This is a genomic window from Flavobacterium pectinovorum, assembly GCF_006438875.1.
Classification (GTDB): domain Bacteria; phylum Bacteroidota; class Bacteroidia; order Flavobacteriales; family Flavobacteriaceae; genus Flavobacterium; species Flavobacterium pectinovorum_A.
On sequence record NZ_RCZH01000017.1, the window covers coordinates 32,497 to 48,542 of the forward strand.

Here is a 16,046-nt window from a genome sequence, read left to right on the forward strand (position 1 = left end):
TATAAGTTCTTTTGATTATGACGACTGATGAAATGAAGATGAGAACAAAGAAGTTCTCTTTGATGATAATAGATTTGGCGGAAAAACTACCAACTACATATATTGTAAAAGTGGTTGCTAATCAAATAGTGAGGAGTGGTACATCTGTTGGAGCAAATTACAGGGCAGTTTGTAGAGCAAGAAGTGATAAAGAATTTGTTGCTAAAATGAATATCGTTTTAGAAGAATCGGATGAAACTTTATTTTGGTGAGAGATTATAAAAGAGAAAATGTGGATTGCTAAATCTGAATTAGAAACAATTTGGAAAGAAGGAAATGAGTTAACAGCCATTTTTGTAAGTAGTTTAAAAACAGTAAATAATAGAATAAATAAGTAGACAAAGATTTTAAAACAATCTAAAATCTAAAATCAGAAATCTAAAATATGAAAGAGCTAGTTAACAAATTAAAAGGAGATAGAGTAATATGGTCATTCGTGGCTTTATTAGCGCTGTTTTCGTTTATGCCTGTTTTTAGTGCGAGTAGTAATCTGGCGTATATCGGTCACGGAACAGGAAATACATTGGGATATTTGGTAAAACATTTGGCTCACGTTTGTATTGGTTTCCTGATTATTTATTGGGTTCACAGAGTTCCGTATCATTATTTTAGAGCAATTTCAAAAATAGCGTTGCCTATTGTTTGGTTTTTGCTGCTTTATACATTGCTTAAAGGAACTGTAATTGCCGGAGCAAATGCAAGTCGTTGGATTCAGGTACCATTTATTGGTATTACGTTTCAAACCTCGACTTTGGCAGCCAGCATATTATTCATATTTGTAGCACGTTATTTGTCAAAAACCAAGGATGAGAATGAACCATTTCAAGCATCATTAATACAGCTTTGGTTGCCGGTTTTTATAACATTGGCACTTATTTTACCAGCTAACTTTTCGACCACAGCGTTGATCTTTTCGATGGTTATGATGCTGACTTTTATTGGTAAATATCCTTTAAAGTATATTGGTTTTATTATTGGTTCAGGAATTGCAATGTTGGCGTTCTTTCTCTTAGTGGCAAAAGCCTTTCCGGAATCAAGATTCTTTAGCAGGGTTTCAACTTGGGAAAGTCGTATTATGAACTTTACAACTGATAAACCGGATGAAGATGATTATCAAATTGAGAAAGCAAAAATTGCAATTGCTTCCGGTCAGTTTGGTGGATTAGGGCCAGGAAAAAGTGTTCAGAAAAACTTTTTGCCACAATCATCTTCCGATTTTATTTATGCGATAATTGTCGAAGAATATGGATTAGTTGGAGGAGTATCGATATTGATTCTGTACTTATTACTATTGTTCCGATTTGTAATCGCATCACATAAAGCGAATACATTATTTGGAAAATTAGTCGTCGTCGGACTCGGATTTCCTATGATATTTCAGGCGATGATTAATATGGCGGTCGCTGTAGAATTATTGCCGGTAACAGGACAAACACTTCCGCTGATAAGTAGTGGAGGTAGTTCGATTTGGATGACGTGTTTCTCACTTGGAATTATCATTAGCGTAACCAAAAAAGAAGAAGAAATTGCCGAAGAACAGGAAGAAAAAGATAGACGTAAAGAAGCACTTCAAAGATTAATTGATAAAGAATTATCAGAAGAAGATTTGCCGGCTGACGAAAAAATATACGAAGAAGAAGGAATGTATTCAATCGAAGATAATTCCAGAAATCCAATGAATGCAGTATTAAATAAAGCTTAGAAATAGGATAGTTTTAAAGCCTTATAATTTTTAAAATATGACAAAGTATAAATTCATACTAAGTGGAGGTGGGACCGGAGGACATATTTATCCTGCAATTGCGATTGCAAATGAGTTAAAGTTACAATTCCCTGACGCTGAATTTCTTTTTGTAGGTGCCAAAGATAAAATGGAAATGCAAAAAGTGCCTCAGGCAGGTTACGAAATAAAAGGTCTTTGGATAGCTGGATTGCAAAGAAAATTGACCTTACAAAATATGATGTTTCCGTTGAAATTGGCAACAAGTTTGCTAGAGTCAAGACGAATTATCAAACAGTTTAAACCAAATGTAGTTATTGGTACGGGAGGTTTTGCAAGCGGACCATTATTGCAAGCAGCAGGTTCAGCAGGAATACCGACAGTGGTTCAGGAACAAAATTCTTTTCCGGGAATTACAAATAAGCTGTTGAGTAAAAAAGCAAATGCAATTTGTGTTGCTTATGAAAATTTGGAAAGGTTTTTTCCTAAAGAAAAGATTGTTTTGACCGGGAATCCGGTTCGTCAGGATTTAATAGATATTGACAGTAAACGCGAGGAAGCAATTGCTTTTTATGGCTTAGATCCAAATAAAAAAACATTGTTGGTTTTAGGCGGAAGTCTAGGCGCACGAAGAGTCAATCAGTTAATCGAGAAAGAATTGCAAAATATACTTTCGCAGGATGTTCAGATTATCTGGCAATGCGGGAAATTATATTTTGAAGATTATAAAAAACACAATCAACAAAATGTACGAGTAGTTGATTTTATTGAAAGAATGGATTTTGTTTATGCCGCTGCGGATGTGATTATTTCACGTGCAGGAGCGTCATCGGTTTCAGAATTATGTATTGTTGGGAAACCGGTAATTTTTATTCCGTCACCAAATGTAGCCGAAGATCATCAGACAAAAAATGCGCAGGCAATTGTAGATGTAAAAGGAGCTATTTTATTGAAAGAATCAGAATTGGAAAGTCAGTTTAGTATTGTTTTTGAAGCAATGTTAAAAGATCATGGCAAGCAAAAACAACTGAGTGACAATATTAAAAAGTTGGCTAAGCCAAATGCAACAAAAGATATTGTAAATCAGATTATAAAGTTGTTATAATATAAGTTTTTCTTGAAATTATACAACATCAGATAAAAAAGAGCACGCTATTTTAGGCATTTTTGATTCTAAATAGCATAAAAATATAAAGGCTTAGTTTCTAGTTTTTTATAATAATAGAAAACTATAAAAAGCTGAAAAAGAAATAATTAAAAGTTGAGGACTTAAGGTTTGAAACGAAATGCTTAAAGCAAAATTGAAATGAATTTAAATCAGATACAAAACGTTTATTTTATTGGTATTGGAGGCATCGGAATGAGTGCTCTGGCCCGCTATTTTAAAAATATAGGGAAACAGGTTTCAGGTTATGATAAAACGCCATCAATGCTAACAAATGAGTTAATTGAAAGTGGTATTGATATTCATTTTGAAGATAATATTAATTTGATTCCGTCAGATTATTTTGTTGAAAATACATTGATAATTTTTACTCCGGCTGTGCCTAAAACACATTCTGAATGGAATTATTTTATTGAAAGAAATTACGAAATTAAAAAACGTGCCGAAGTTTTAGGAATTATTACTAAAGACACTTTTAGTTTTGCTGTTGCAGGAACTCACGGAAAAACGACGACATCCAGTATTTTAGGTCATATTTTATATGAAAGTGGAGCAGATGTAACTGCTTTTGTGGGTGGAATTGTAGAGAATTATAATTCGAATTTAATTGGAAACGGTAAAACGGTAACAGTTGTAGAGGCAGATGAATTTGATCGTTCATTTTTACACTTACATCCTAATATTGCCTGTATTACTTCAATGGATGCAGATCATTTGGACATTTACGGTACAAGTGAGGCAATTGAAGCGTCGTTTGTAGAATTTGCTTCAAAAATAGAAGATAAGAGCAATCTTTTTATAACTAAAGAATTGCCGCTCGAAGGTATTCAATGTGCTATAAATGAAGATGCTGTATATAAGGCTTTCAATGTTCGTATTGAAGATGGAAGTTATGTTTTTGATGTGCAGACGCCATCAGAAATTATGAAAGATTTGCATTTTGGATTACCTGGTAAACACAATCTAATGAATGGATTGATGGCTATTGCGATGGCAAAGACTTTTGGCACCCCGACCGACTTGATTGCAAAAGCCATTGCTTCATTCAGCGGAATAAGAAGACGTTTTTCATATCAGATTAAATCTGAAAAATTAGTTTATATAGATGATTATGCACATCATCCAACAGAAATAAATGCAGTACATCAGGCGGTGAGAGAATTATATCCAAATCGTAAAGTTTTGGCTATTTTTCAACCACATTTATTCAGCAGAACACGTGATTTTGCAGATGGATTTGCCGAAAGTTTATCTCAGTTTGATGAAGTGTTTTTGATGGATATTTATCCTGCACGCGAATTACCGATGGAAGGGATTACATCAGATTGGCTGTTGGGTAAAATGACAAATTCGAACAAAAAAATTGTTGCAAAAAGTGATTTATTAGCGGAGATCGAAGCCAGTGATGCGCCAATAATTGTGACAATAGGAGCTGGTGATATTGGTGAAATGGTTCCGTCAATTAAAAAAATGCTAAATGAAAATATTTAATTGGACAAATATTCGATTAATTCTCATTTTAGGGCTTGTACTTTTTTTGTATTCGTTTGCTCAACATCGAAATGGAGATCGAAAACTGAAAAAATCTATGGTTGTTTTTGTAGGAGAAAATACGCTTTTTGTGAAGCCGGAAACGGTTAATAAATTGTTGATAGAAAATAAAAAAGACGCTTCCAGTATCCGAAAAGATGAATTAGATTTGAATAAGATAGAAAAAAACCTTGATACGCAAGACATGATTGAAAAGTCAGACGTTTTTGTAAGTATCGACGGCGTTCTAAAAGCGGTAGTAAAACAGAAGACACCAATAGCGCGAGTTTATGATGGTGATCAATCTTTTTATATTGACTATGAGGGAAATAAAATGCCTTTGTCGGACAATTTTACGGCGCGAGTTCCTCTTGTTTCAGGGGCAATAAATAAAAAAAATAACGAAGATTTAGCTGCTTTATTTCGCACAATTTATGACGATGGGTTTTTGAAAAAAAACATCATTGCAATACAAATTATGCCGAATGGCAGCCTAAAAATGTTTAATCGAAATTATAATTACGTCATCGATTTTGGCAGAACGATGAATGTTGATAAGAAATTTAGAAACTATAAAGCGTTTTTTCAAAAAGCAGTTTTAGATAGTTCGTTATACAAATACAACAAAATTGACCTTAGGTTTACGGAACAAGTAGTTTGCACAAAATAATAGAAAATGGAAAAAGATAACATTGCAGTAGGTCTAGATATTGGAACAACCAAAATAGTTGCCATGATAGGCAAGAAAAATGAGTATGGCAAATTGGAAATTTTGGGTATTGGTAAATCCAAAAGTTTGGGAGTTGCGCGAGGTGTAGTAAACAACATTACGCAAACTATTCAGTCAATTCAACAAGCAATACTTGAAGCAGAAAATAATTCAGGTTATAAAATTAAAGATGTGGTTGTTGGTATCGCAGGACAACACATAAGAAGTATACAGCATACAGATTACATCAGCCGTAATAATCCGGAAGAAGTAATTGGCGAAAAAGATATTCAACTTTTAATTGATCAGGTAAATAAACTGGCGATGTTGCCGGGAGAAGAAATCATTCACGTTTTGCCACAAGAATTTAAAATCGACGGGCAATCTGAAATTAAAGAACCAATCGGAATGTACGGTGGAAGATTAGAATCTAGTTTTCACGTAGTAGTAGGACAGGCTTCTTCAATTAGAAATGTTGGAAGATGTATTCAGAGTTCAGGAATCGAATTGTCAGGATTGACATTAGAGCCTTTAGCTTCTGCAGATGCAGTTTTGAGTCAGGAAGAAAAAGAAGCAGGTGTTGCCTTAATTGATATTGGTGGTGGGACAACAGATTTAGCCATTTTTAAAGATGGTATTATTCGTCACACAGCAGTAATTCCTTTTGGAGGAAATGTAATTACAGATGATATCAAAGAAGGCTGTTCAATTATAGAAAAACAAGCAGAGCTTTTAAAAATAAAATTCGGATCGGCTTGGCCGGGAGAAAATAAAGACAACGAGATTGTTTCTATTCCAGGATTAAGAGGAAGAGAGCCAAAAGAGATTTCGCTTAAAAACTTATCTAAAATTATCCATGCCCGTGTTGTGGAAATTGTAGAACAGGTTTTTGCTGAGATTAAAGCTTACGGACACGAAGATCCTCGTAAAAAATTAATTGCCGGAATCGTTCTTACGGGTGGTGGCGCTCAACTAAAACATATAAAACAATTAGTAGAGTACATTACAGGTATGGATACCAGAATTGGATATCCAAACGAACATTTAGCAGGGAATTCGAGTGAAGAAATTTCTAGTCCGTTATTTGCAACCGCAGTTGGATTAGTAATGAATAGTATCGAAAATAGTACGCAAAGTGCTGTTAGAATGGAAATTGTAAATGAGCAGCCCAAAGTGGTTTACAGAAATGTTCCGCCTCAGACACAACAACCTATTCAACAACGATACGAAGTAGAAGAAAACTACGTTGAAAGAGTAGAAACTATTGAAGACACAAGGGAAGTTAGAAAAAATGTGTCTAAAGAAGAATCTACAGAAACAAAAATCAGAAGATCATTTTTTGACCGCTATGTCGATAAAATCAAAGATTTTTTAGACAACGCTGAATAAATATAAGCCGAATAATAATAAGAGAAAAGGAGTTACTATTGGCCCCAAGTCAAGAAGTAAAAAATGTATTAAATAAGAATTTCAAAAACCAAAAAGATGATGAGCAACTCAGAATTTGGAAGTATTTCATTTGATTTACCAAAAAACCAATCAAATGTTATCAAAGTAATAGGTGTAGGTGGAGGTGGTAGTAACGCTATCAACCACATGTTTAAGCAAGGTATTAAAGGCGTAGATTTTATCGTTTGTAATACCGATTCACAGGCACTACAGAACAGTTCAGTACCTAACAAAATTCAGTTGGGTATGAATCTGACAGAAGGTCTTGGAGCAGGAGCAAATCCTGATGTAGGACAGCAATCTGCTATTGAAAGTATCGCTGATATCGAGAAAATGCTGGACCGTGGTACCAAGATGGTATTTATTACCGCTGGTATGGGTGGAGGAACAGGTACAGGTGCTGCTCCGGTAATTGCACAATTGGCAAAAGAAAGAGAAATCCTTACCGTTGGTATCGTGACAATTCCGTTTCAGTTTGAAGGGAAAGTTCGTCAGGAACAAGCACTTTTAGGAATCGAAAAATTGCGCAAGCAGGTCGATTCGTTAATTGTAATTAATAATAATAAATTAAGAGAAGTATACGGAAATCTAGGTTTTAAAGCCGGATTCTCAAAAGCAGATGAAGTTTTGGCAACAGCCTCAAGAGGTATTGCCGAAGTAATTACGCACCACTATACTCAAAATATCGATTTACGTGATGCTAAAACTGTTTTATCAAATAGTGGAACAGCTATCATGGGGTCTTCTGTTGCTGCGGGTGAGAACAGAGCAAAAGATGCTATCGTTTCGGCATTGGATTCTCCGTTGTTAAACGACAACAAAATTACAGGAGCCAAAAACGTATTGTTGCTTATCGTTTCTGGATCAAACGAAATTACACTGGATGAGATTGGAGAAATCAATGATCACATTCAGGTAGAAGCAGGTCACAATGCTAATATTATCATGGGAGTTGGTGAAGACGAAACTCTTGGTGATGCTATTGCGGTGACTATTATTGCAACAGGTTTTGATGTTGAACAACAAAACGAAATTGTAAATACTGAACCTAAAAAAATCATCCATACATTAGGAGATGACCAAAGAAGTGTTTATGATTTAACAAATAAAACATTAACATCTTTTGATGTAAATACAGAAACACCTACTGTAAAATCAGAAGAAAAGATTGTTTTTGATTTAATGGAAGATACCTCGTTTGCTGATACGGTTGCTCCCGTAGTACCAACTCCGGTTGCTCCAGTTGCAGTTGCTCCAACTATTAATCAGGAAGAATTGGTAGTTATGTCTGAGTTTATCAAAAATCTGGATGTAACTTTTGAAATTGTTTCGCCAATTACAGATATTGATTTTACAATATCAACGCCTGCTCCTGAGGTGCAAGCTTTTCAGGAAGTGAAACCAGTTCAGCAGAGAACTTTTGAAAGAGAAGAGCAAACTACTTTTTCATTTGATTTACCGCTTTACAGATCAGAGCCAGAAGTAAAAAGAGAGCCAGTTGCTGAACAGCAAGAAACTAAAATCTTATTCGAATTATCAAATGAGACTCGCAATATAAAAGTAAATGATCCTGTACAATTTGTGCCGGTTACAGAAGTTTCGGATAAAGGAATCATCAAATATTCGTTAGAAGAATATATGGAGGTTGAAAATGATTTAACAGCATCAAAACCGGTTGAAAAAGTGATAGAAGATGTAATTCCAGAGGAATTAAATATCACAATGAAACCAAGAGATTTTGCAAGCGAAGCTGATTATTCAACAACATCAAATGTTTCTCCAATGGAATTAACAATTGAGGAGACGTTGCGTTTAAGAGCTGATGAAAGAAGAAAGAAACTAAAAGAATTTAATTATAAATTCCATAATAATGTTTCCAGAATTGATGAACTTGAAAAAGAGCCTGCTTACAAAAGATTAGGAATCGATTTGTCTAATTCACAGTCAAATAACAACAGTTCGAGAATATCAGTTGGGACAGATAGTAACAACGATTTGCAATTAAGATCAAACAATTCCTTTTTACACGACAATGTAGATTAATATTGTTATCATAATAAATACGGATAGCCCGAAAATTGGATTTAATTTTCGGGTTATTTTTTTTATCTTCGCACAGAATTTAGAATTTGACTTCTTTCTTAGACTTTAAAAGTGAATCTTATTGTAAGGTTGACAAGGTCAAAAGCAAATTCAAATAAATAATCAATCTATAAGCTTAGCTTATTTAAATAAAATTAAGAAATGAGTTTACAAACATTAATCATGGACGAGATCAAAACCGCCATGAGAGCAAAAGATACAGTAGCATTAGAGGCATTAAGAGCAATTAAATCTGAAATGCTATTAGCTGCAACGGCTTCAGGTTCTAAAGAAGAGTTAACAGAAGATGATGAAGTTAAATTACTTCAAAGACTAGTTAAAACCCGTAAAGAAAGTGCCAGAATTTTTACAGAACAAAACCGCCCTGATCTTGCTGAGCCAGAATTAGCACAAATTGCTGTAATCGAAAAATTCCTTCCTGCACAATTAAGTGAGGAAGAAGTAGAAGCTGTAATTGCAAAAATCATTGCTGAAACTGGAGCATCCGGAATTGCTTCTATGGGTAAAGTTATGGGATTAGCATCTGCACAATTAGGCGGAACTGCTGAAGGAAAAACAATTTCGACAATCGTTAAAAAATTATTAGTTTAAGAAATTAAATTTTAGAGTTTAGATTTTCAATTCATAATCTAAACTCTAAGATCTATAATAATAAAGACCACGTAGTTCAACTGGATAGAATATCAGATTTCGGCTCTGAGGGTTGGGGGTTCGAACCCCTCCGTGGTCACAAAAAAAGGCAAAATACATAAGTAATGTATTTTGCCTTTTTTTTGTCTGAATTTAAGGCTTGTCTCAGACAACTTAGTTCATGATTAATTCTTTCTTCTTATTTTCTTTTTCAAACTCTACACAAGTATTCATTAGATGTTGTGTAAAAATGCTTGCCTTTTTTACAGGTAGAATTCCTTGATTATTATTCTTTTTCGATTTTTTTTAGCATTTATTTTTTTGCAAAAAATGTCTTTTTTTATTCATCTTAAAATTTTTAGTGGCAATAATACATTCAATTTATTGTCATATTTGAATTATTAAATAAATATTTATTGTACGGTATATCTTATTTTTTAATGATTTAAAGATCAGTAAGGTACTTCATTTCTAACAGAAAAATAATTCTCAAATAGTAGTAAACTTATTAATTGAGAATTCAATTGTGGAGTGTATTGAACAATGTAGAATTTATGCAAACTCTAACGAATTTGGGAGAAATTTATTTTATGGAGTTGGTTTTAATCACTCAATTTTCGAAATGTTGAGTTTTATCTTAGAAAATGGAGAACTTAAAAAAATTGGCAGGTAAAATTCTGTCTGCTTATTTTTCTTTTAAAGTAGCATGAATTTGGTGTTAAGAAACGTGAAAAATTGTTTTTTAAAAGAGTGTTGTATAAAAAAACGGAGTATAAATGTAAAATGAGCAATATGGATTAAAAAAAATGAGGAGAAAATAACTAAAAAAATGAAAAAAAATTAAAAACTAAAATGAATAGAATAAAAATTAAAATGAACAAAAATTTACTTATTGTATTGGCCTTTCTTTTGTTTGATTTAGGGTATGGGCAAAATATTATTACCTGGAAAGGGGGTAACGCAGGTAGTGCTCAGGATTGGGATACCCCTGCTAACTGGAATCCTAGTCGCAGACCAGTTGCAGGCGATGATGTCATTATACCGAATACAGCTTTTCAACCTATAATAGTTGGTGATGCGTATTGTAAGTCTATTAAGTTGTCAAATTCAATTCCTGGTGGTGTTGTTTTGTCTGTAAACGGAGATGGTATTCTTATTGTTGATAATTCCTTAGAGATGGATAGTGGTACAAGTTTACGTATTGGTACAGGAAATCTATTCATTACTGGAGATGTTAAAATGAATGGTGGACCACTACAAAATGATGTGACTTTTACCGGAGCAGGTAACTTAACTATTGGTGGTACAATGACAGGCGGTACATTGAATGCCGGAACAGGAAAGGTAGAGTATAACAGTACCGCTCCCCAGACAGTAGGTGTTTATGTCTATAATAATTTAACACTTTCTGGTAGTGGTTTAAAAACAATTACAACTAGTAATACGGGGGTAAATAACACTCTTTCAATGGAAGGGACGGCAACAACGTCAGCACCGCCAACTTATGGTAATAATGCGACTTTAAAATATAATAGTTCTGTATCACACACAGCCGGGCCGGAATGGATACCATATTTTACTTCTACCGGAGGTATTGTAATTGCCAATACTGGTGCAGTTACTATTGCTGTCGAGAAAAAAATTGGTAAAGACACACCTCTTTCTATAGCTGGCAGGGCGTCATTACTAATTTCAGGGCAGTCTAATTTTTATTTTGGAGGTAATTTAATTAACAAGGGGAAATTGATATCTGATGGTGTAATTTATATTGATGGAGATGCAGAATCTCAAAGTATTGATGGCTTTACATCGAAAGGAATTATTATGGCTAAAAATAGCGGTAAAGCTACTTTTACACAAGACATGACTTCAGGAACTTTAACGTTTAATGGGGTAGCCGGAACACTTAATCTTGGAACAGGTTTGACACATTCCTTTACTAATTGGATTAGATTTCAAGGAATATTAAATGCTGATTCAAGTCTTTTGAAATTTTCAGGAGATGTAATTGATAATGGAGGTAGTTTTATTGCAGGTACAGGAACAGTAGAATTTAATGGTGGAGCTCAAAATTTAGGAGCAGGATCAATAACTTATAATAATCTAACATTATCAGGAAATGGTACTAAAACTTTTGCGGCACAAACTACAATAAATGAAACTATTTCTATTGCAAGTAATATAGTTGTAGATCTAGGGGCTACTTTAGTACATACTGCAAAAACTATAAAATTGGGAGGCGCACTTGGAGCAGGTGGGTCATGGGGAAGCAAACTTTCTAATGCTGTTAACACGGACGATACTTTTTTCGTTCGTAACAATGGTATTATTAACGTTGGGCCAACAATGGCTGTAGATAAAAGTACTATAGCAGCACTTACTACAGAATATGGTACACCATCAGCACCAAGTAGTTTTGTTTTAACTGCTATGGCTATGGTTGAAAATATTTTAGTTACTCCATCATCAGAGTTTGAAGTAAGTTTTGATGTTGATAAGAATTTTAGTAATACTGTTACTATTCCAGCTGGGGCTACTATAACTAGAACAGTTTATGTTCGATTAAAAGCAACAACGAGAGCAGGAGACTATCTTTCCGGAACTGTAATTTTAAGTAGTGGTACTACTACAACTTCGATTGTAATACCAGTTGCAAAAAGTACCGTAAATAAAGCAAAACTTACTATCATAGCAGATAATTTGGTGAAAAATTACGGAGAAGAAAATCCAACACTTACATTTACATATAATAAATTTGTAAATGAAGAAACTAATGTGGTTTTAACTGCACAACCTGTAATTACTACTACAGTTGATAAAAACACTAATTTTGGTTCATATCCACAATCTATTACAGTTAGTGGAGCAAAGGCGGAAAATTACGATATTACCTATACTGCAGGTAATTTTACAGTAAATCCTTTAAAAGAAGCAGGTTTAGGAAATCTTACGATTAGTAATGGTCCTTTATCACCACTTTTTGTAGAAGGAACTTTTGCTTATAATGCAATATCTGTGCCTTACAAACAAACAAGTGTTACAGTAACACCAACTGCTAAGGATGTAACCGCAACAATAAAAGTAAATAATATAGCTGTTGTTAGTGGAACTCCTTTTGAAGTTGTTAATTTACAAGTAGGTTCAAATACGATTATTACAAGAGTATTAGCTCAGGATAATCTAACTTATAAAGATTATGTAATAACTATCGCTAGAGAGCCAGCCTCAAGTAATGCTGGTTTAACAGATTTAGCAATCAGTGATGGTACTTTGAGTCCAGCTTTTGCAGAAGGAACTACAAAATACATTGCCACAGTACCTAATGATGTTACAAATATTAAAGTAACACCAGTTAGTGCAGACACAACAGCAACGATAACAGTAAATGGAAAAGAAGTTCCTAGTGGAACAGCTTCGGGAGGACTTCCTTTACAAGTAGGTGAAAACACAATTACTACAGTAGTTACAGCTCAGGACGGAACGATTAATACATATACAGTAATTGTTACAAGAGCATCTTCGAGTAATTCAGGCTTAACAGATTTAGCGATTAGTGAAGGAACTTTAAGTCCGGCTTTTGCAGAGGGAACTATAGCTTATACAGCTACAGTACCTTATGATATTGCAAATATCACTGTTACACCAATTACAGCAGATACTACAGCAACAGTAACCATAAATGGAAAAGAAGTTCCTAGTGGAACTGCCTCAACAGACCTTCCGTTAAAAGTAGGTGAAAATACAATTAAAACTGTAGTAACAGCTCAAGACGGTACGACTACTACTTATACAGTAGTTGTTACTAGAGAAGAAGCTCCTTTATCTAATAATTCAGGCTTAACAGATTTAGCGATTAGCGAAGGAACTTTAAGTCCGGCTTTTGCAGAGGGAATTATAGCTTATACAGCTACAGTACCTTACGATATTGCAAATATTACTGTTACACCAATTACGACAGATACTACGGCGACAGTAACCGTAAATGGAAAAGAAGTTCCTAGTGGAACAGCCTCAACAGACCTTCCGTTAAAAGTAGGTGAGAATACAATTACAACTGTAGTAACAGCTCAGGACGGAACGACTACTACTTATACAGTAGTTGTTACCAGAGAAGAAGCTCCGTTATCTAGTGATGCGGGTTTATCTGATATTGTTGTAAGTGATGGTACTTTAAGTCCAGCCTTTAATACAGATACAAAGGGTTATAGCGTAGATGTGCCATATGAAACGGACTCAATTATAATTACACCTAAAGCAATCGATCCAGATGCAAAGGTTGAAATGATTGTTGATGGAATAACAATTACTGATAACAAATCTCCAATAGATTTAAAGGTTGGAGAAAATGAAATTACTGTAGTTGTTACAGCGCCAGACGGTACACAAGAAACATATATTGTTGTTGTAAATAGAGCAGATGCTATACCACAGGCAATTATACCAACAAACATTATTACTCCAAACGGAGATGGTAAGAATGATTTCTGGATCGTTCCGGGTCTGGATAAATACCCAAACAATTCCGTTAAAGTATTTGATAGAGCAGCTAGATTAGTGTATTCTAAAAACAATTATACCAATGAGTGGGATGGTACTTACAAAGGATCTCCACTTAACGAGGATACTTATTACTATTTAATTGATTTAGGAAATGGGTCACCTAAAATGAAAGGGTTCATTTCAATTATTAGAGATAACAATTAAGAAAAAGAATATAGAATAGTAAAAAAGGTTAAAAGAATAACCATACAGAAATGAATACGATGAAAATTAAATCAATGAGAGTAATCTATATACAGGTAATGATGTTCCTTATTATATTAGGAACAAATTCCGCAAATGCACAGCTAACAGAATACGATGCTATGTATTTTCAAAATCAATATTTAAACAACCCTGCAATGGCAGGGTTGGATAAAGGAGTTAAATTTAACATAGGTTATCAGCGACAATGGGATGAAGTTCCGGGAAATCCGATATTAATGAATGCTACATTAGAGTATAATTCTGGAAACAGAACGGGACTTGGATTAAATGTTAATAGCGACAGAGCAGGTTTAATCAATAGAACAAGGATAATGGGAACTTATGCTTATCATTTGCCAATAGGAGTTGATCAAAAGATACATTTCGGTTTGTCTGCGGGTGCAAAATTTTCTTCTATAGATTATGCTAAAGTGGAAGGAAGCCTGGATGACATTGCGCTACAAAACTATAATCAAGGCGCCATTTTTGATGGAGATTTGGGTATTGCTTATACTAGCAGATTACTAACAGTTCAGGCATCATTGCCACAACTTCATAATTTTTTCTATGAAAATGATAATGGTATTAAAAAATATGCAGATCGCTCTACTTTTTATTCAGCAGTGAGCTACAAGATATTATTGTCAAATGAAGATGAGAATTTAAACATTGAACCATTGGTAGCTTTTAGAGGTGTTAAGGGGTACAAGGATATCTTGGATATGGGTGGAAGATTTAATTTTCCAGATTATAAAATGAACATATCTGCGTTTTACCATACCAATAAAACGGTTTCTACAGCATTTGGAATTTCGCTTGATGATTTGGGCATTTTCCTTGCGTACTCTAAATATTTTGGGGCATTAGGTGCTTATGCAAACAATACTTTTGAATGTGGACTTAGTTATAAAATGTAATAAAATGCATTTATAAATTGGTAAATTTATAGGGAGTAAATAAGAAGCTGAGAAATACGTAATGTATTCCTCAGCTTTTTTTATGTTTATTTATTTTGAAGAAAATTATCAATATAATTAACCACTAAAGTCACATGTTGATGTTGTGGAGCGTGCCCGGTTTGAGGAAGCACGATTAATTGTGATGTAGAAAGTTTTCGGGTTAGTGGATACCAGTTTTCAACGGCAAAACTAATATCATGATCTCCGGAAATAATAAGAATCGGAGTTTTGGTGTTTTCAAGTTTCCCTTTAAAGTTTTCTTTGTCTTCGGTCAATCCTGCACTACCTTTAAAATAAAGTTGAAAAACATCCATTGTAGAGGGGATTTTAGAAACATCTAATCTTTTTGCAATTCGGTCATGCGAAGCTTTAGCCTGTTTTTTGCTCTCTTCAGAAGTTGGCTCAAAGAAAAGTACAATCTCATCATTAAAATCATTCACAGGTTTTAAAGCAGCATCAAGAAAGGCCTGTTCAAGCGGAATAATTCTTTCTCCAGGAGGTCCCGTTCCTAATAATACAGTTTGAGTAATGAGATCAGAATATTGCAAAGTAGCTACCTGTGCCACTAATCCGCCATAGGACCAGCCCAGGACGATTATTTTTTTTATTTTCAAGAAATCAGTCAGATCTTTTACGTCTTTAGCAACATCTTGTAAATCTGTTGCTAAAGTTCCGCTAGAATAACCAATACCTGAATAATCAAAGGTAATTACTCTATATTTTTCGGCAAGTCCATCTAAAAATAGGGGATCCCAAGTGTCAAGAGTTCCTCTAAAACGGTTTACCAAAACAATTGGATCTCCGTTTCCAATAGAGCGATAGGCAATTTTTCGTCCCGAAACATCAGCATATTCTGTTTTCGAATTCAAGGCATTAATTGTTTGTGCATTCATAATGGATAAATTTAAAGTTAGCATCAAAAAAAACAAATGAAGTTGTAAATGCTTTCATTGTTCTGAATTTTGGGTTCATGATAAATTCAGACAAACAATTTTG

The 16,046-nt window shown here is 34.2% G+C and carries 11 protein-coding genes and 1 tRNA gene; 11 read left to right on the plus strand and 1 reads right to left on the minus strand.

Annotation, left to right across the window (positions count from 1 at the left end):
* The first annotated feature begins 17 nt into the window (after positions 1-17).
* The 11 genes from EAH81_RS21210 (at position 18) to EAH81_RS21260 (ending at position 15,008) form a co-directional block, all read left to right on the plus strand.
* Complete coding sequence (locus EAH81_RS21210) at positions 18-251, plus strand: four helix bundle protein (protein WP_241676612.1); 234 nt, start codon at positions 18-20, stop codon at positions 249-251.
* Between the two features lie 173 nt (positions 252-424).
* The gene (locus EAH81_RS21215; protein WP_140511013.1) at positions 425-1,741 is read left to right on the plus strand and encodes an FtsW/RodA/SpoVE family cell cycle protein; all 1,317 of its coding nucleotides are present in this window, start codon (positions 425-427) and stop codon (positions 1,739-1,741) included.
* Between the two features lie 37 nt (positions 1,742-1,778).
* Positions 1,779-2,864, plus strand: coding sequence for an undecaprenyldiphospho-muramoylpentapeptide beta-N-acetylglucosaminyltransferase (gene murG, locus EAH81_RS21220; RefSeq protein WP_140511014.1), 1,086 nt, complete (start codon positions 1,779-1,781; stop codon positions 2,862-2,864).
* Positions 2,865-3,065: 201 nt separating this feature from the next.
* Entirely contained in the window at positions 3,066-4,415 is a 1,350-nt protein-coding gene (gene murC / locus EAH81_RS21225; RefSeq protein ID WP_140511015.1) for a UDP-N-acetylmuramate--L-alanine ligase, read from the plus strand.
* Positions 4,402-5,124, plus strand: coding sequence for a cell division protein FtsQ/DivIB (locus EAH81_RS21230; RefSeq protein ID WP_140511016.1), 723 nt, complete (start codon positions 4,402-4,404; stop codon positions 5,122-5,124). The genes murC and EAH81_RS21230 overlap by 14 nt, the downstream gene beginning before the upstream one ends.
* 6 nt (positions 5,125-5,130) lie before the next feature.
* On the plus strand, positions 5,131-6,552 hold the full coding sequence (gene ftsA, locus EAH81_RS21235) for a cell division protein FtsA (protein ID WP_140511017.1): 1,422 nt from the start codon (positions 5,131-5,133) through the stop codon (positions 6,550-6,552).
* A gap of 96 nt (positions 6,553-6,648) precedes the next feature.
* Complete coding sequence (gene ftsZ, locus EAH81_RS21240) at positions 6,649-8,655, plus strand: cell division protein FtsZ (RefSeq protein WP_140511018.1); 2,007 nt, start codon at positions 6,649-6,651, stop codon at positions 8,653-8,655.
* 201 nt (positions 8,656-8,856) lie between these two features.
* The gene (locus tag EAH81_RS21245) at positions 8,857-9,306 is read left to right on the plus strand and encodes a GatB/YqeY domain-containing protein (RefSeq protein ID WP_140511019.1); all 450 of its coding nucleotides are present in this window, start codon (positions 8,857-8,859) and stop codon (positions 9,304-9,306) included.
* Positions 9,307-9,371: 65 nt separating this feature from the next.
* Positions 9,372-9,445, plus strand: a tRNA-Arg gene (locus EAH81_RS21250).
* 752 nt (positions 9,446-10,197) lie between these two features.
* Positions 10,198-14,049, plus strand: a complete 3,852-nt coding sequence (locus EAH81_RS21255; protein ID WP_140511020.1) for a cadherin-like beta sandwich domain-containing protein — start codon at positions 10,198-10,200, stop codon at positions 14,047-14,049.
* 59 nt (positions 14,050-14,108) lie between these two features.
* Complete coding sequence (locus EAH81_RS21260; RefSeq protein ID WP_161595837.1) at positions 14,109-15,008, plus strand: PorP/SprF family type IX secretion system membrane protein; 900 nt, start codon at positions 14,109-14,111, stop codon at positions 15,006-15,008.
* 86 nt (positions 15,009-15,094) lie between these two features.
* On the opposite strand, the gene EAH81_RS21265 is transcribed toward EAH81_RS21260, so the two are convergent.
* A complete protein-coding gene (locus EAH81_RS21265) occupies positions 15,095-15,943 on the minus strand; it encodes an alpha/beta fold hydrolase (protein WP_140511022.1) in 849 nt (282 codons plus the stop codon).
* Between the last annotated feature and the right edge of the window lie 103 nt (positions 15,944-16,046).